The sequence below is a fragment of the Pseudovibrio sp. Ad46 genome (assembly GCF_001623065.1).
Classification (GTDB): Bacteria; Pseudomonadota; Alphaproteobacteria; order Rhizobiales; family Stappiaceae; genus Pseudovibrio.
On record NZ_LMCG01000005.1, the window covers coordinates 355,364 to 372,152 of the forward strand.

The window sequence follows — 16,789 nt, forward strand, 5'->3', positions numbered from 1 at the left end:
ATGGCAGGCATTCAACTTAATACCCTTCGCAAAATCTACGCAGGCAACGTAGAAGCGGTAAAAGGCATCTCCATCGACATTAAGGATGGTGAGTTCATTGTTCTCGTCGGCCCTTCCGGTTGCGGTAAGTCCACTCTGCTGCGCATGGTGGCAGGTCTGGAAACCATCACAGATGGTGAGCTGTTCATCGGGGATCGCCTGGTCAACAATGTAGAGCCCGCTGATCGTGACATCGCAATGGTGTTCCAGAACTATGCGCTCTATCCGCACATGACCGTTTACGGCAACCTCGCGTATGGCCTGAAAAACCGCAGCATCCCTAAGGATGAGATCGAAAAGCGCGTTCGCAAAGCGGCTGAAATTCTGGAAATCGGAGATTTCCTTGATCGTCGGCCACGTCAGCTTTCCGGTGGTCAACGCCAGCGTGTTGCAATGGGTCGCGCGATTGTTCGCGAACCTGCCGCGTTCCTGTTTGATGAGCCTCTGTCTAACCTTGATGCAAAGCTGCGTGTGCAGATGCGCATGGAGATCAAGAAGCTTCAGAAAGAACTAGGCACCACAAGTCTGTACGTGACCCACGATCAGCTTGAAGCAATGACACTGGCAGATCGCCTCGTTGTTCTCAGCGGCGGTGTTGTAGAGCAGATCGGGTCTCCGATTGATGTCTACGAAAAGCCAGCGTCTACATTCGTTGCTACCTTCATCGGCTCTCCTGCGATGAACCTGCTGCCTCTGGCAAAGAGCGGCAATGAGTGGAAGCTCGACAATGGCGCAACCGTTGACGTGAAGCTAAACACAGATCTGTCTGACCTGATCCTCGGCGTTCGTCCGGAAGATCTGGTCATCGAAGAGCTGAGCGAGAAGTTCGACTCCGGACTGCACACTGCACTGACTGTGCATGTTGTTGAGCCTGTGGGCGCTGAGAGCTACGTTCACGGCACCATTGGTGAAGGCAGCGTTGACGTTGTTGTGCGTGCTCCTGGTAAGCTGCACTTCGAACCAGGCCAGATCCTGAAGGTGACAGCAAAGCCAGAAAAGCTTCACACGTTTGACACCAAATCCGGCAAACGTATCGAGCTGGAAGGCGCACTCGAAACAGCTTAAACGCTGCTCAGATATAACTTTCAAAAGGCCCGGCATCTGCTGGGCCTTTTTCGTGTGGTGCACATAGATGCAGTCGAAAACCTGTGCCATTTTATCGCACGTGAGCGAACTTCTCTTCTCAAAAACAAAACTTGATGTAGATACTCATATTTAGCCAGCGCATTGCGAGCCAACCAAATTAACAAAGCTAGGTTGACCGATGAAAGCTGCGCTGGAAAAGTTCTTCGCTCAGGAAACAGACGATCCTCTCCGCTATGCATTTGAGCGCCGTGGTGCCCATATGCCCGGCTCTGCTGGTGAGGCTGTGTCGGAAGAGGAGCACCAGCTTGTATGGCAGGAAATTCAACAATTCAAACGGTCAGGCATGGCCGTCATGTATTTGCATGTCCCATTTTGCGCCAATCACTGCCTGTTCTGCGGGTTCTACCGCAACAAATGGCATGAAGAACACTCAGCCCCATATGCTGATGCATTAATCAAAGAACTTGAATTAGAGGCATCTTCCCCCGCTTCTCAAAGCTCACCAATCAACGCCGTTTATTTTGGCGGCGGCACTCCGACAGCCCTACATGCGAAAGACCTCGCAAGAGTGATCCGTCGTATCCGAGAACTTTATCCTCTCTCAGCCGATTGTGAGATCACAGTTGAGGGGCGCATCTTCCACTTTGATGATGACAAGATTGATGCATGTCTGGATGCAGGTGCCAACCGCTTTTCAACTGGAGTTCAATCCTTCAACACTAAAGTCCGCAAGCGACAGGGCCGTAAGGCGAGCGGATCAGAAACAATCCGCTTTTTTGAAGGCCTGAGAGACCGCAACCGTGCTGCAATCGTCTGTGACCTGATATTAGGTCTGCCCTATCAAACCGCAGAAATCTGGCGTGATGATTTACGAACTGTTGTGGATCTGGGCTTGGATGGCGTCGATCTATACACACTCGCAGTCTTTCCCGGCAGTCCCCTTTCAAAAGCGATTGAGAAGGGGGCTTGCGACCCAGCAGCGACCTTACCGCAGCAGGGAGCCATGTACGGCGAGGGTTTAGAGTACATGCATCACCACGGCTGGAAACAGATTTCTTCCAGTCATTGGGGCCGACAGACCCGAGAGCGTAATCTTTACAACACATTGATCAAGTCTGGCGCAGACTGCCTAGCCTTCGGTTCCGGGGCAGGCGGCAACATCAACGGATATTCCTACGGCATCCATGGAGGAATCGTGGACTACATGCGGTGTCTGGAGGAGGGGGAGAAGCCATTGTCGCGTTTGCACAGAGCCGATCCATTGTCTTCTCCCCTCAATTTCCTGGCCGCTGGAATTGAAGAAATGCGCCTCGACCTCGGACATCTGGAGCGCACAGAAGTCAGGGCCCGTGGTTTTCGCAAATCCATAGACTCATTGTTGAGTAACTGGCAGTGCTCTGGCCTGATCGCGGGTGAGGAGATTATCTCCCTCACCACAGCAGGGCGCTTTTGGCACCAAACCCTTCTCACTTATCTCAAGGCTGCCTTTAAGCTGCACTCCGCAAGCTTGCAGCCAGAAACCAAAACCTATCAGGAAGAGGCAGCATGAACGCACAAATCGCAGAGCTAAAAGAGAAGCTTGCAGAAAACCCAGCAGGCATTCTGGAGAGCATTGCCAAAGAGCACGGCCTTTCAATGGCTGACACAATCCGCTGCCTGCCAGAAGAAATGTGGCGTGAACATTCAGGCGAACGTTTTGACGAAGTGATCAAGGCGATCCCTGCCTGGGGCAACGTCACAAGCATCGCAAACACTGGAGACATGATCTTTGAAGTGAAAGGTCCGTTCCCGGAAGGCAGCTATGCGCGCGGGTTCTATAATCTTAAGCAGACAGAAGGCGGCTTCTCCGGCCATATCAAGGCAGATGCGTGCCACTCTATCATGTTCTTGAAGCGCCCATTCTTCTCCAAGCTGGCGGTGTCCATCAATTTCCTGAATGCAGATGGTAACTGTTATCTGAAAATCTTCCTTGGCCGTGATGAGGAAGGTCAGATCAAGCCGGATCAGATTGAAAAATTTGATGAACTCGCGAGCTGGTGAGCCTGTGAGACGTCGAAAATCATAGACCACCGATTTCGCTCACGGTGATCTGTGAAAAGCAGAAGTCGGGGCATTGCCCCGGCTTTTCTGTTTGGGCGTTGAGGATCAAACAAGCATCGCCATTACGAGATAGCTGGCCATCCCATAAAGGCTGAGCAAGCTCAGGCTCATAAACAAGCCTCGTAGGCCGGTTTTGGCTGACAGATAACTGTAAGTGTAGCCAAGCCGGGCAACGGCAAATCCAACTATCCAAACCTGCACCATAAGAGTGGCAGGCGAAACGACAGCCACAACAGTTGCCAACAGCACAAAGTAGACCATGTTCTCGGTGGTGTTGCGATGAGCATTGTGACGACGTTCCAGCGCGTCACGAGCATCCTGAGCAATTGAAGACGGACGCCCGCCTTTCTGCTCCCATTCTTCTGGTGTTGTCGCCAGATCATGCTTAGCGCGCGTGAGCTCAGTGACAGTCATCAGCCAGGTGTGATTGCCAAGAAGCAGGACCGCAGCGATGATCAAGGCTTCGATTGCTTCTGGAGTGGGAAGAGTGATGACGAGCGGTTTAATGCCGAAGACGAACAGGTTGATGAGAAGGCTGATAGCGATCAGTGCAAACGGATAAGCCTTCACCATCAAAGTGGCACGTGAGTTATCTACCTCAGCAATGTCCATTCCTATCACTCCCCTTGAGGCAACATTCTCCAAAAGCAGACGCTACGATTTCTTAAGGGGGACGTAAACCTGTCATTCCCGGCATGGCAGCAGGGAAGGGAAACGAAGGACCAAACAGACCAAGGGCTCAAAGCAGCACTGTTTAAAGTCCTGCAAGTTTACCACCCAAGCTTGTTGTGGGGCCTGAGAATACCGTTGCGATCCGGGAGAATTAATTGAGTATCATTAAGTTAACTTGAAACCTTCGCCGCTAACCGCCATATTCCAGAGGAAAGACCGAGGGCGAGATGCTCTCACACCGGATGCCTAATGAGGGTCTGGAGCTGGGTCGCTTGAAGAAGGACTTGGATTATGACGCGAGTATCTGCGTTTTCGAGCCCATTTATGTTGGGGTTCGATGATATTGAGCGCGTATTGGACAGGGTGAGCAAAGCAGCCAATGATGGCTACCCACCCTACAATATTGAACGCCTCGTTGCCACTGAAGAGAAAGGTGAAGTCATCCGCATCACGCTTGCGGTTGCTGGCTTCACACGTGACCAACTGGATGTTTCTGTTGAGGAAAGCCAATTGGTAATCCGTGGTCGCCAACAAGAAGACAAAACTCGCCAATACCTACACAGGGGTATAGCTGCACGACAGTTCCAACGCGCATTTGTGTTGGCCGAAGGCATTGAGATTTTAGGGGCAGACCTGCGAGATGGTCTGTTGTCTATTGATCTTGCTCGTCCTGAGCCAGAGCGTATCGTTCGCCGGATTGAAATCTCGGCGGGGGACTGAATTAAAGGAGCAATCCTTTCTTCGCGCTGATCTGAATATTGAAGCGTATCTCCGGAAAGCGGAAAACCGATTTTTGGGCAAAGATGCGCGCGACTATAAAGACTTAGAGCTTGAAGCGAAAACATGCGCAGCCTGCTCTAGTAACTCTCAAGGAGAAGGCGATGACACGCGCCCCTTCTGTGCTGGCCGACGACCCGTACGAAAATTTTGAAGAACTCGGAGCTGGTGAAGTCGCCTATGTAAGGCGCGTTTCTCCAAATGACCTGAAGAAGATGTTCCCTGATGCAGAGCTGCAGGATGCAGACCTTCCTGCTTGGGCTCTTTTGGCTGCTGACGGAACACCACTGGTTCTGACTGATACACGCAATGCAGCAATTGCAAACGCAATTGAGAATGATCTGGAAGCTTTGAGCGTCCACTAAACCAATTACTGGGAGCTCTCAGAGGGAGTAATAGAGAAAGACAGCGTTTCAAAGCGTAGAAAAACTCTTCAGACCCAGTGAATTAGGCAAAGAAAAAGCCTGGATTGGAATGCGCCCGATCCAGGCTTTTTTGTTTTTGAGCTGACGTGCCTCAAGCTGCGTTAGGCGAAGCCTGTGGGTGGGTCAGAATAGAATAAATTGCAGCAGCATCTGTTGTTGCGCGCAGCTTGCTTGCAACATCAGAATCCCTCAAAAGTCGTGCAACACGTGCCAGAGCTTTCAAGTGGTCCGCTCCAGCGCCTTCTGGCGCAAGCAAAACAAAGATCAAATCAACAGGCTGGTCATCCAAGCTGTCGAACTCGATCGGTTTGTCCAGTCGCGCAAACAGGCCGTGTAACCCGTCAAGGTCCACGATTTTTCCATGCGGAATTGCAATGCCGTTTCCGACACCTGTAGAGCCGAGACGTTCGCGTTGCAGCAGCGTATCAAAGATATCGCGCTCAGTTTCTCCGCAAATCTCAGAGGCCCGTTCTGCAAGTTCCTGCAGGGCTTGTTTCTTGCTGTTTGCCTTGAGGTTGGCAATGACAGCCTCAGGACGAAGAAGTTCGTTCAGATCCATTCCTTGATCCGTGTCCATGCAAAATACAAAGCCGGTGAAAACCGGCTTTGTACAGGGTCGTGATGACCATGATTATCAGTTAGGAGCAGCCCCGTTAGCGAGATTTGGATCAATCCAGCCAACGTTTCCATCGTGACGACGGAATACGACATTTACCTCACCATTACCAGCGTTGCGGAACACTACAACGGGAGCTTCACTTAAATCTAGCTCCATAACTGCCATTCCGACAGTCAGTGTTTTCACTTTCGCTTCAGTTTCTGCAACCACAAGTGGGCTGTAGTCGGCAGGTACCTCTTCTTCCTGCTCAGGATCAGCAAGAACATACGATGTTGCGTCGTATGTTTCCCACTCTGCAGGGAGGCCATTTGTGTGGTGGTCGTTTAACTTTCTGTTGTAGCGCCTTAGCCTTTTCTCAATGCGTTCGGCTGCTTTGTCGAAACTTTGTCGCGGATCCTGACTGTCACCCGAAACCTGAAGCACAACTCCCGTGCTGAGGTGGACTGTGCAGTCGGATCGGAAGCCTGAGCCTTCGCGAGCGATTGTCACATGACCCGTGTATGCTCCTGGGAAATATTTATCCAGTGCATCGGAAATCCGGTCTTCAACGTGTGTCCTGGTTGCGTCACCAATGTCCACGTTCCTCCCCGAAATTCTAATTGTCATGGGAACCTCTTATGTTGTGTCGACTTATTCGCTGACAGGTTCTTCAGCCAAAGAGCAAAGAACCCTTCAACACATGTAGTTTGGACCAGCTAAGTTTAAAGTGCTACTGTTTTCGAGTTCTTAGAAAAATCTATGAGAACAGAGAAACATCCTATAGAGGTTATTAACTGATCGGGACCCTATTATGTCTCATTGAAACCATGAGAAATATCAGTGGGTTAGGTCAGGCTTTTCTTTTCTCTCCGACGCTGAACTGAGCTCGGAATCTTTAATGCTTCCCGATACTTAGCTACAGTTCGTCGCGCTATATCCACACCGTCGTCTTTCAAAATTTTTACAAGAGCGTCATCTGAAAGAATCTTCTTCGGATCTTCAGCGTCAATAAGTTGCTTAACTCGATAGCGGACTGATTCCGCTGAGTGCGATTCACCGCCCTCAGAAGAGGCAATTGCGGCAGAAAAAAAGTATTTCAGCTCGAAAATGCCACGTGGCGTAGCGATGTATTTGTTGGATGTGACACGGCTGACGGTGGATTCATGCATGCCAATGGCGTCTGCCACAACGCGCAGATTCATTGGCCGAAGGTGCTGTACACCATAAGTAAGAAAACCGTCCTGTTGACGAACAATCTCAGAGGACACCTTCAGAATTGTCCGCGCCCGCTGATCAAGGCTTTTGACCAGCCAGTTTGCGGTCTGCAGGCTATCGGTGAAGTACGCCAGTTCCTTATCGTTTCTGGAGCCCTGAGAAATCTCGGAGTAGTAACTCTGGCTCACCAGAACCTTAGGCAGGCTCTCTGTGTTGAGCTCAACGGTCCAGCCTCCATCTGAAGCAGGCCGAACAAATGCATCTGGCACAATCGGCTGGGTAATTTCCGTATTGAATGCAGCGCCAGGCTTCGGATTGAGCTCTTTTATCTCAAGGATCATGTCCTTGAGGTCTTCATCATCCACTTTGCAAATACGTTTGAGCTTTACGAGGTCATGCAAAGCCAGCAACTCAATGTTCTCGACCAGCGCCTGCATGGCAGGGTCGTAGCGGTCTTTTTCTTTGAGTTGCAGTTTTAGGCACTCAGACAAATCACGCGCAAACACACCAACCGGATCAAGCGCCTGCAAAGCAAGAATAACCCGCTCCAGATCTCGCTCTGAAACCCCGAGGCGCGCAGACATCTCAGCACCGTCAATGCGTAGATAGCCATTTTCATCAATGCAATCGACGAGTTGATAAGCGACCAGAACATCGGCAGGGTTCGTGAGCACAAAACCGAGCTGTTCTTGAAGATGCTCACTCAGGGAGATTTCTGCGGCGACAAACGCTTCAAGATTGTAGTCAGAGGCTCCTGAGGAAGTGCTGTGGCTCGGTGCCTGCCAGTTATCCGCCTTCTGCTGAACCGGATCAACGGCCTGGTGCTCGCCATTATCATCAGGGAAGACGTTAGAGAGTTCAGAATCCAGATTGCTCGATATTGCTTCCGGAGTTGTTTCCAGCTCGTTATTGAGCCAATCCCCCTCCTGCATCTCTGCAGGGCTATTGTCAGCTTCTGGAGTACTTTCTGAATTGGAGGTCTCTCCAGCGGGACCAGCGCCATCCGGGCTGTCATCTCGCTCTAGAAAGGGGTTACTTTCCAACTCACTATTAACGTGTGCAAGCAGGTCCACATTCGACAGCTGCAACAGCTTGATCGCCTGCATCAGTTGCGGCGTCATGACAAGCTGTTGGCTTTGTCTGAATTCCAATTTTGGACCGATTGCCATAGAGTTATTTCGTCCTCCAAGTGCTGCAAGCTAGCCTGCAACACTCTTCTACGCAATTCGGCATAGGTTGGAAATCAAAGAGTGAACTGTTCCCCGAGATACAAACGCCTTACATCCGGATCTGCAACGATCTGATGTGGCTTGCCTTCTGTCAGAACTTCACCTGCCGCGATAATATAAGCGCGGTCAATCAGCCCAAGCGTTTCACGAACGTTGTGGTCTGTAATCAGCACGCCAATACCGCGTTGGGTCAAATGACGTACGAGCTGCTGAATGTCACCCACCGCGATCGGGTCAATACCCGCAAACGGCTCATCAAGCAGCATAAAGGACGGGCGAGTTGCCAAAGCGCGCGCAATCTCGACACGGCGGCGCTCACCACCACTGAGTGCGATACTTGGCGATTTACGCAGGTGTGTGACACCAAATTCAGTTAGAAGCGAGTCGAGATCTTCCTCACGACGCTTCTTGTTCGGCTCCACCACTTCTAAAACAGCACGAATGTTGTCTTCAACAGAGAGACCACGGAAAATCGAGGCTTCCTGAGGCAGATAACCAACTCCCAGACGCGCACGGCGGTACATTGGCAGCTGCGTCATGTCGAATTTATCGAGGCGAATTGAACCATGATCCGGACGAATGAGACCGGTGATCATATAAAAGCAGGTTGTCTTACCAGCTCCGTTTGGACCCAGTAGTCCCACAGCTTCGCCACGCCGTACATTCAAGCTGACATGTTTGACAACCTGACGACGTCCGTAACTCTTGCCGATGCCATCAACTTCAAGCACCGCCTCTGATGGGTCGGCGTACTTGATGCCTTCTGGCTGGTGCGTTGGGATCTGAGGATCAATTGGGTGTGCACTCAAGAGCGTGGCCTATTTTGCTTTAGTTCTTATTTTCAAGGCTGTTCGGCTGCAAAAGCATCCGCACACGACCGGTGTTACCGCCAGTTTCGCTAGAATCCAGATTTGCTTTGCCTGTTTCCAGGTTGATCACAAGGCGCTTGCCAACAATTACGTTTGGTCCCTGGCTGAGAACAACGCGCTTACCGGTCATCACAACAACCTGCTTGTCCATGTCAAAGCTGGCATCGTCACCAGTTGCGACCTGATCCTTGGAGGAAATCAGGACCTTACCTTTTGCTTCAAGACGGGAAATGGACTGCTGAACGGCCTGGCCATCCGCTGTACCATTGGCCATGGAGCCAGCATAAAACACGATCAAGCGCTGGGTTTCCAGCTTAGTTTCACCTTGGGTAACAACAACATTGCCGCTGAATATAGCGCTTTTGTCTTTGTCACGAACCTGAAGGTTCGTCGCTTCAATCTCAATAGGTTCTTTATTGTTAGAACCAAATCCGGCAAATGAATCGGAGAACGTTTGTGCGTGGGCCATTCCAGCCAGCCCGAATGCCATAAGACAAGATAGAGAGAATATTCTCATCCGGTTAATCATTGACCGTTCTCCAGTGCCCAGGGCAGAAGCTTCATCTTGACGCCCCGGCGAAAATTCAAAACATTGTTTTTCTGATCAAATTCCATAGATCCAGCATCGATATAGCCACCATCAGACATGACATCAACTGTATCGTTGGTCTGGATTGTACCTGTCTTCATATCAATATCGAGATACTCAAATTCTGCGGAATAGCCTTTACTGTACGCGACCGTAATCCCATTGGTGAGATTCAGGGTTTCCATCTCTGTATCAAACGTCCCGTTTCGAGAGGTGATACTAACAGTTTCCCCGGGAGCTATTGTGATTTCGGCCACAATATTCTCCAAATCAATCACTTGCGGGTTTGTGATACGCTGAATAGCCCGATCCGCCTGAACGTTGTATGAACGATCACCATCATTTCCCGACAGATGCGGGTTGGACATGACCAGTCCTTCGGTTGTCAGGCTGATATCTCCAATGCTCAGGCCGGCAAGAATGTTTTGGAAAACGATCATGCCAATCACACCAGCGGCGATCAGTAATCCGCCAGCAGGAAGAGCAAATCGGAGAATGCGAACGAGAATGGAATGTCGACGCGCAGATTTGCGCGCTTTTTCAAGCCGTGTTTGCGCTTCATTCGCAAACTCTTTGGGCATGTTTTCCATTGTTGTCATTCATAGTCCTGGAACATTCTGGACGCGATACAGACGGGGATCGCTGTCCGGTTGCCATTTTCCGGTCTCTCGTACAGTGAGTAACCAGTATCTTACAGGCACAAGCCGCTTCCGTTGATACGCAAATTTTCAGGTAAAAACCCGAAAGGAAGCAGTAAGTACACACTAGCTGCCTAAATGGGGGGGCTTCAACAAATTACAAATGCTGAAGCCCATTAAACCGCAAATACTGGTAGAAAACTCGAGTTTCACTTAAGAATGTGCGAAAATATCGTTCTCAGGCCATCCTGCAAGGTCAAGCTGCGCGCGTGTCGGCAGAAATTCGAAGCACTTCTGCGCAATTTCGGTACGCTCTTCACGTTCCAGCATAAATTCAAGGCGTTCTTTAAGCTTATGAAGGTGCAGAACATCTGATGCAGCATAGGCCAGCTGTGCATCTGTCAGCTTTTCAGCTGCCCAATCAGAGCTCTGCTGCTGTTTGGAAAGGTCAACGCCAATCAACTCGCGGCAAAGATCTTTCAGACCGTGACGGTCTGTGTAGGTACGCACGAGCTTGGAAGCGATTTTTGTGCACCAGACCGGAGAAACGGAAATGTCCAGGTACTCTTTCAATATGGCAACATCAAAGCGGGCAAAGTGAAAAATCTTTGGCTTGCTCTCATCTTCAAACAGCGCTTGCAAATTAGGAGCAACCAGCTGGCCGCGCTCAATCTGCACCACGTCAGCAGAGCCGTCGCCAGAAGAAAGCTGCACAACGCACAACCGATCCCGGTGTGGGTTCAGACCTAGAGTCTCGGAGTCTACTGCAACAGCGTCAGCTGAAGCATAATTGGAAAGGTCTGGAAGATCGTTCTTGTGATATCTGATTGTCATTGTTGCTCTCGAAGAATAAGCGCGATTTGGTACATGAGACGTGTTTTGTCTCTTCTACACCAAACGGTCAAGTTACTCTGTAATTTTTAGGGAGAGCTTTGTGAAGAAAAGATGGTGCCCAGAAGAGGACTCGAACCTCCACGCCCTTGCGGGCACTAGCACCTGAAGCTAGCGCGTCTACCAATTCCGCCATCTGGGCATATCATCTTTTTCTTTCAGAGGGTTGCTGCTTGGCAGCGCCGCTCTGTGAGGCTGGGTTCTAGTGATCTGGGTTGAGATTGTCAATCACACATTTGCAAAGAGTTTTAATTTCTCCACAGAGTGCCTTCACATCCCAAAACCTTGAGCGTATTAACATCCCATGAATTATAGCTTTTTTGAGGGTTATGCGCGCTAATACGCGTACCTGCAAAATTTTGGCAAAGGTGGATGAAAATGGCGCAAGCGCTTAACGGGAAACTTATAACCGTTTTTGGCGGGTCAGGATTTATTGGTCGTCACGTTATCAGGATCTTAGCAGAGCGCGGATACAGCGTCCGCGCCGCTGTTCGTCATCCTGATCTTGCAGAGCATTTGCAGCCGCTGGGGGCTGTTGGGCAAATCATGCCTGTCGCTGCGAGCGTGCGTAACAAAAAATCTGTCGAGCGCGCCGTTGAAGGCGCCTGCGCAGTTATCAACCTTGTGGGTATTCTCTATGAGAGTGGTGCTCAGAAGTTTGACAGTGTTCAGGCAAAAGGCCCTGCAACAGTGGCTGAGGTCTGCAATGAGCAGGGCATTGATAATCTGGTGCACGTTTCTGCAATTGGCGCGGATGAAAATAGCCCAGCTGTTTATGCAAGAACAAAAGCTGCAGGCGAGAAGGCCGTTCTGGATGCAATACCAGATGCCGTCATCTTCCGTCCGTCCATCGTATTCGGTCCAGAAGATGATTTCTTCAACCGCTTCGGCAGCATGGCGCAGCTCTTCCCGGTATTGCCTCTGATCGGCGGTGGTCACACCAAATTCCAGCCTGTTTATGTGGGTGATGTTGCACTCGCTATTGCGAATGCCATCGAGGGCAAGGCTGAAGCTGGCAAAATTTACGAGCTAGGCGGCCCTCAGGTCGCGACCTTTAAGGAATGCTTGCAGCTGCTGATGCAGGTCATTCATCGCAAACGCATGCTGGTTACTTTGCCGTTCCTGATCGCCCGTATTCAGGCAAAGTTCATGCAGATGCTGCCAAAGCCAATGTTGACTGTTGATCAGGTCAATCTGCTGAAGAGCGATAACGTTGTAAGCAAGGAAGCTCAGTCAGAAAAGCGTACTTTTGAAGGGCTCGGCATTGAGCCGCATTCCATGGAAGCAATTCTACCAACGTATCTCGATAAATTCCGCCCACATGGGCAGTACGATGCAAAAAGACCTGCTAAGTCATAGTGGTTTTGTAGATTTTAAGCCACAAAGCCCCGCCTCTGGCGGGGTTTTTTCGTGCCTGAAATGACTGTGATTTGCGTAGTCGCAACCTCAATGGAGCGGCTCATTCAATTTTAACCTAAGCTCACAGGTGCTGCATAAGCATATGTTCACCACCAGTTCTAAAAGCCGTCCTGCCTTCATCATACTAGCGCATATTGTTCGATACTAAGTAGTTTCCTTAGCAGTAGAGCTTTCAAAACTGGAATGAGACCATGCCGCTGACCGACTTGACCCCAGAAGAGCATCGATGGACAGAGGATATGTTTAAACTCCTGCGTATCAATGCAGGCGGTGCAGAAGGTGCAGAGACAGGCGAAGCATCAGCTGAAGCTGCCTTACCTGCGGACTTTTCTCAGCTAGAGCATTCTATTTCTGAACTAAATGCTAAAAGTGACATTCTGAGAAATTATAAGGCACTGAATTCATCTTTCAAAAAATGCGATAAAGCGACTCAATCCGCTCTCAAGGCGGCTTTGGCTGCGATCCATGATAAGAATGAGAATGCTGTTATCTCTTCCGTCTCCCTCTTGCAAAGGTGCGTTTCGGAACACTCAAAACTGATCAATGATGCAGAAAGAACGCTCTCTGAACTGTCAGATGAAGTGGGCGGTCTGCGAGAAGAATACAATGAACATGCAGACCGTAAGGGCGAGTTTGTGAAGCGTGCTTATTTTAGTAAGGCCAATGCTAAAAAGCTTAGCAAGTTCACATCAGCTTGTGAGGATATAAACAAGGAGCTCACCCACGCAGAAGCATGCGTTCAGGCCCGCAACATTGATGATGTCAACAAGGCACTTAAGTCAGGCAACAAATCCCTTCAAAAGCTCCGTAAAGAGATGGATTGGCTGGATTCAGCGGAAGCAAGCAAGCCTGAAAGCAAGCGTGTGGGCGATGAAAAGCTTCAGGGTAGCCTTACTGCTGACTATGACAAAAAGAAAGAAAGCTGGCGCCCGCAGGTTTGCTACAACGCGGCAATGAAAGTCGGTGTCATAGAGGGCAACCTGCCAGAGTTTTTGCGATCGAGCCTGATGGGGGAGAACAAGGTAAATGGCTACCCGGAAGGATATCCTGAGTTGATGGGCGTATCTCCCGAAACAGTCGAAAAAGAGTTCGACCACACCAAAGTGGAAGAGTCTGGTGTTCTCAATTTTGTTGATGATAAAACGGGCCACATCTCTCATACCGCCTATCTTCAAAAGACGGACAAAGGATCCGTCGAGCTTTATCACACCAACTGTCAAACACTGGACATGGCCTTGCTGCGTAAAGATCAGGATATTCCAAAGTCTGGACTGGTTACTCATTACGAGCTCAGCGATCCCGACACACAAAACAGGTTTCAGGAATGGTTGAACAAAGGGTACAGCTTCAAACATACCCCGGCTTCTGATCTGAAATAAAAAAGCGCCGCATGTTTGCGACGCTTTGAAGATGATTTGTAGATGCGGTTAGCTCTGAGTGAGAATGAGACCCAACAGTCCAAGCCCGCCTACAATGATGCGCCACCAGCCGAACAGCGCGAAGCCGTGTCTGGAGACATAATCCAACAAGCTGCGCACAACGAAGAAACCGGCAATGAAGGAAGAGACAAGCCCGATGATAATCAGGGTCCAGTCATCCTGCCCCAAGGCGTCCTTGTTCTTCAGAAAATCAAAAACAAACGCACCAACCATGGTCGGCATTGCAAGGAAGAATGAAAACTCCGCCGCAGACCGCTTGTCCGTGCCCATCAGCAAGGAAGCGACAATCGTAGCGCCACTACGAGACACGCCGGGGATCATAGCCATGCACTGAGCAAAGCCGATCTTGATGTAAAGCGAAAGTGGGTAGTCTTCCACGTTGGTATAGCGCGCTTGCAAAGGCATTTTATCAATCAGCAGCATGATGATGCCACCGAAAATCAGCGTCACGCAGACCAGAGCGGGAGTTTCAAACAAAACCGCTTTGATGAAATCGTAGGCCAGTGCGCCAATCGCTGCAGCAGGCAGAAAAGCAAGCAGAACGCCAAGTGTGAAATGCCGGGCTTTTGCACTTGTTGGCAGTGCAACTGCAATTCTTGTGAGCCGTGTGAAGTAGACAGTCAGGATAGCTGCAATAGCTCCAAGCTGGATCATCACCTCAAAGGCGCGACCTTCACTTTTAAACCCAATAAAATGCCCGATCAGCAGCAGATGCCCTGTGGAGGAAACTGGGATGAATTCAGTCAGGCCTTCAATGATGCCGAGCAGCAATGCGCCGACGATACTTTCAGTTGTCATTAAACGATGGTCTCCACGAATTTTCCCCAGATGACATTGGTGAGGTTGTCCCCGTGTTTTCGTATGGTTTACCGTCTCAAGACTCTTTTGAGACAAATTACGTTTCTATAGCAACCTTTTAGTTACAGGTTTGCTCATAAATCAGAACAATGCTCAAGCTCTATCATCATCCTTTCTCTCCTGAATCGCGCTTCGCACGCTTAGCGCTCGGAGAATATGGAACTCCGTTTGAATGTCAGACGGAGTACCCTTGGGCACGTCGTCACGACTTCCTCATGATGAACCCAGCAGGAACGCTCCCCGTTCTGAAGGAAAATGATGGCCCTGCTGTGTGCGGGCCCATGGTTATCATGGAATACTTGGACGAAACTCGCGGCTATGCGATTCCTAACAGCCGCTTGTTGCCGGATCATCCTGAAGCACGTGCAGAAACGCGTCGTCTCGTCTCTTGGTTTTTGCAAAAATTCCTCGGTGAGGTTATTGGCTACATCGTGCAAGAACGCATTTACAAACAGGAGATGCCGGATAGCCAGGGTGGCGGACAGCCAGACTCAAGCATTCTTCGGATTGCACGGGTCAATATGCTGAACCACTTGCGCTACATCGGATACCTTGCTGCGACACGAAAGTGGCTGGCTGGTGATCGGCTCACATTCGCTGATCTGGCTGCAGCAAGTCTTCTTTCCTGTGCAGACTATCTTGGTGAAGTTCCATGGTCCGAGGACGAAAACGTGAAGAGCTGGTACGCACGGATGAAATCTCGTCCGAGCTTCCGCCCAATTCTGGCGGACAAGATGCTCGGCATGCCAGCAGCAAAGACCTACGCGGATCTGGACTTCTAAAATCTCATTCAGACACTCAGTTGACGGAGAAGCAAGCTGCACGCGTCAAGGCGGATCTGATCAAACGCGCACGTGCAGTCGGGTTCGATGACATCCGCATCACCACAGCGGATGCAATCCCACTTGCGCCAGAGCGCCTGCATCACTTCATTGAGCAGGGTTATCACGCCACAATGGAATGGATGCCGGAAACCGAAGTCCGGCGTTCAAGCCCGTTAGAGTTGTGGCCGGAAGCCCGCTCTGTTGTCATGCTGGCGATGAATTATGGGCCTGACATTGACCCGATGGAAATGCGCGATAAGCCAGATAAAGCGCACATTTCAGTCTATGCTCGCAACCGCGATTATCACGACATCGTCAAAGGCAAAATGAAAGAGCTGGCCAGCCTGTTGGTTTCCAAAGGCGGTGGGGATGTAAAGGTGTTTGTAGACACGGCCCCGGTAATGGAAAAACCTCTGGCTCATTCCGCTGGGCTCGGCTGGCAAGGCAAGCACTCCAACCTCGTGTCCAGAGAGCTTGGCTCCTGGTTCTTCCTCGGGGCGATTTTCTCAACACTGGACTTGCCATTGGATGAGCCGGAAGTCGACCATTGTGGCAACTGCAAACGCTGCCTCACAGTTTGCCCGACGAAGGCTTTCCCAGCGCCGTATCAAGTAGATGCTAACCGCTGCATCTCCTATCTGACCATTGAGCACCACGGCCCAATTCCGCTGGAATTCCGCAAACCAATTGGCAACCGCATCTATGGTTGCGATGATTGCCTTTCCGTCTGCCCATGGAACAAGTTTGCCCAGTCCGCCAGTGAGGCCAAATTACAGGCCCGCGAAGACCTGATGGAACCAGCCCTTGCAGAGCTGCTGCAAATGGACGATCCAACCTTCCGCAAGTTCTTCTCTGGTTCTCCGGTTAAGCGCATTGGCCGTAACCGCTTCATCCGCAACTGCCTCATCGCAGCAGGCAACAGCGCAGAAGAAAAACTCATCCCCCACGTGCTAAACCACCTGCAAGACGAAGACGAAACCGTCCGCGCCACAGCCGTCTGGGCTTTGGCCCAACTTGTCTCTGCTGACGAGTACAATAAGCACAAGTCAGCAGCACTCTCTAATGAGCAGAGCGAAACGGTTAAAGCTGAATGGGACCAGGGCGCCTCTTCCTAGGGTGCC

The 16,789-nt window shown here is 50.5% G+C and carries 18 protein-coding genes and 1 tRNA gene; 9 read left to right on the plus strand and 10 right to left on the minus strand.

What is annotated here, in order from left to right; all coding sequences use genetic code 11:
- The 3 genes from PsAD46_RS03205 (at nucleotide 1) to hutX (ending at nucleotide 3,165) form a co-directional block, all read left to right on the plus strand.
- Nucleotides 1-1,104, plus strand: a complete 1,104-nt coding sequence (locus PsAD46_RS03205) for a sn-glycerol-3-phosphate import ATP-binding protein UgpC (protein WP_057462727.1) — start codon at nucleotides 1-3, stop codon at nucleotides 1,102-1,104.
- Between the two features lie 199 nt (nucleotides 1,105-1,303).
- Nucleotides 1,304-2,674: a heme anaerobic degradation radical SAM methyltransferase ChuW/HutW gene (gene hutW, locus PsAD46_RS03210; RefSeq protein WP_063306112.1), complete on the plus strand. Its 1,371-nt coding sequence runs from the start codon at nucleotides 1,304-1,306 to the stop codon at nucleotides 2,672-2,674.
- Nucleotides 2,671-3,165 carry a heme utilization cystosolic carrier protein HutX gene (gene hutX / locus PsAD46_RS03215; protein WP_057462729.1) on the plus strand — a complete coding sequence of 165 codons (495 nt, stop codon included), beginning with the start codon at nucleotides 2,671-2,673 and terminating at the stop codon, nucleotides 3,163-3,165. Before hutW ends, hutX begins: the two co-directional genes overlap by 4 nt.
- Before the next feature lie 105 nt (nucleotides 3,166-3,270).
- Here the strand turns inward: hutX and PsAD46_RS03220 are convergent, their stop codons facing one another.
- Nucleotides 3,271-3,837: an MAPEG family protein gene (locus PsAD46_RS03220; RefSeq protein WP_063306113.1), complete on the minus strand. Its 567-nt coding sequence runs from the start codon at nucleotides 3,835-3,837 to the stop codon at nucleotides 3,271-3,273.
- A gap of 351 nt (nucleotides 3,838-4,188) precedes the next feature.
- On the opposite strand from PsAD46_RS03220, the gene PsAD46_RS03225 reads away from it, so the two are divergent.
- Entirely contained in the window at nucleotides 4,189-4,617 is a 429-nt protein-coding gene (locus PsAD46_RS03225) for an Hsp20 family protein (protein ID WP_057462731.1), read from the plus strand.
- A 161-nt stretch (nucleotides 4,618-4,778) separates the two neighbouring features.
- A complete protein-coding gene (locus PsAD46_RS03230; RefSeq protein ID WP_008548441.1) occupies nucleotides 4,779-5,039 on the plus strand; it encodes a DUF1150 domain-containing protein in 261 nt (86 codons plus the stop codon).
- 151 nt (nucleotides 5,040-5,190) lie between these two features.
- Here the strand turns inward: PsAD46_RS03230 and ptsN are convergent, their stop codons facing one another.
- From ptsN to PsAD46_RS03270, 8 genes are all read right to left on the minus strand, one after another.
- The gene (gene ptsN / locus PsAD46_RS03235; protein ID WP_057462732.1) at nucleotides 5,191-5,658 is read right to left on the minus strand and encodes a PTS IIA-like nitrogen regulatory protein PtsN; all 468 of its coding nucleotides are present in this window, start codon (nucleotides 5,656-5,658) and stop codon (nucleotides 5,191-5,193) included.
- A 75-nt stretch (nucleotides 5,659-5,733) separates the two neighbouring features.
- Entirely contained in the window at nucleotides 5,734-6,324 is a 591-nt protein-coding gene (gene raiA / locus PsAD46_RS03240) for a ribosome-associated translation inhibitor RaiA (protein WP_084404313.1), read from the minus strand.
- Nucleotides 6,325-6,542: 218 nt separating this feature from the next.
- Complete coding sequence (gene rpoN, locus PsAD46_RS03245; RefSeq protein WP_063294215.1) at nucleotides 6,543-8,081, minus strand: RNA polymerase factor sigma-54; 1,539 nt, start codon at nucleotides 8,079-8,081, stop codon at nucleotides 6,543-6,545.
- 74 nt (nucleotides 8,082-8,155) lie between these two features.
- Nucleotides 8,156-8,899, minus strand: a complete 744-nt coding sequence (gene lptB, locus PsAD46_RS03250) for an LPS export ABC transporter ATP-binding protein (protein ID WP_244273169.1) — start codon at nucleotides 8,897-8,899, stop codon at nucleotides 8,156-8,158.
- A gap of 70 nt (nucleotides 8,900-8,969) precedes the next feature.
- Nucleotides 8,970-9,539, minus strand: a complete 570-nt coding sequence (lptA, locus tag PsAD46_RS03255) for a lipopolysaccharide transport periplasmic protein LptA (RefSeq protein WP_208981640.1) — start codon at nucleotides 9,537-9,539, stop codon at nucleotides 8,970-8,972.
- Nucleotides 9,536-10,198 carry an LPS export ABC transporter periplasmic protein LptC gene (gene lptC / locus PsAD46_RS03260; RefSeq protein ID WP_208980846.1) on the minus strand — a complete coding sequence of 221 codons (663 nt, stop codon included), beginning with the start codon at nucleotides 10,196-10,198 and terminating at the stop codon, nucleotides 9,536-9,538. The genes lptA and lptC overlap by 4 nt, the downstream gene beginning before the upstream one ends.
- Nucleotides 10,199-10,450: 252 nt before the next feature.
- On the minus strand, nucleotides 10,451-11,071 hold the full coding sequence (locus PsAD46_RS03265) for a ribonuclease D (protein ID WP_057462737.1): 621 nt from the start codon (nucleotides 11,069-11,071) through the stop codon (nucleotides 10,451-10,453).
- A gap of 112 nt (nucleotides 11,072-11,183) precedes the next feature.
- Nucleotides 11,184-11,270 (minus strand) — tRNA-Leu (locus tag PsAD46_RS03270).
- A 230-nt stretch (nucleotides 11,271-11,500) separates the two neighbouring features.
- On the opposite strand from PsAD46_RS03270, the gene PsAD46_RS03275 reads away from it, so the two are divergent.
- Complete coding sequence (locus tag PsAD46_RS03275) at nucleotides 11,501-12,487, plus strand: complex I NDUFA9 subunit family protein (protein WP_084404314.1); 987 nt, start codon at nucleotides 11,501-11,503, stop codon at nucleotides 12,485-12,487.
- A gap of 251 nt (nucleotides 12,488-12,738) precedes the next feature.
- Nucleotides 12,739-13,926, plus strand: coding sequence for a hypothetical protein (locus PsAD46_RS03280; RefSeq protein WP_063306115.1), 1,188 nt, complete (start codon nucleotides 12,739-12,741; stop codon nucleotides 13,924-13,926).
- A 48-nt stretch (nucleotides 13,927-13,974) separates the two neighbouring features.
- Here the strand turns inward: PsAD46_RS03280 and PsAD46_RS03285 are convergent, their stop codons facing one another.
- On the minus strand, nucleotides 13,975-14,784 hold the full coding sequence (locus PsAD46_RS03285) for an undecaprenyl-diphosphate phosphatase (protein WP_063294213.1): 810 nt from the start codon (nucleotides 14,782-14,784) through the stop codon (nucleotides 13,975-13,977).
- 149 nt (nucleotides 14,785-14,933) lie between these two features.
- On the opposite strand from PsAD46_RS03285, the gene PsAD46_RS03290 reads away from it, so the two are divergent.
- Together PsAD46_RS03290 and queG are read left to right on the plus strand one after the other, a co-directional pair.
- The gene (locus tag PsAD46_RS03290; RefSeq protein ID WP_057462740.1) at nucleotides 14,934-15,626 is read left to right on the plus strand and encodes a glutathione S-transferase family protein; all 693 of its coding nucleotides are present in this window, start codon (nucleotides 14,934-14,936) and stop codon (nucleotides 15,624-15,626) included.
- A gap of 20 nt (nucleotides 15,627-15,646) precedes the next feature.
- The gene (gene queG / locus PsAD46_RS03295) at nucleotides 15,647-16,783 is read left to right on the plus strand and encodes a tRNA epoxyqueuosine(34) reductase QueG (RefSeq protein WP_063306116.1); all 1,137 of its coding nucleotides are present in this window, start codon (nucleotides 15,647-15,649) and stop codon (nucleotides 16,781-16,783) included.
- Nucleotides 16,784-16,789 lie beyond the last annotated feature (6 nt).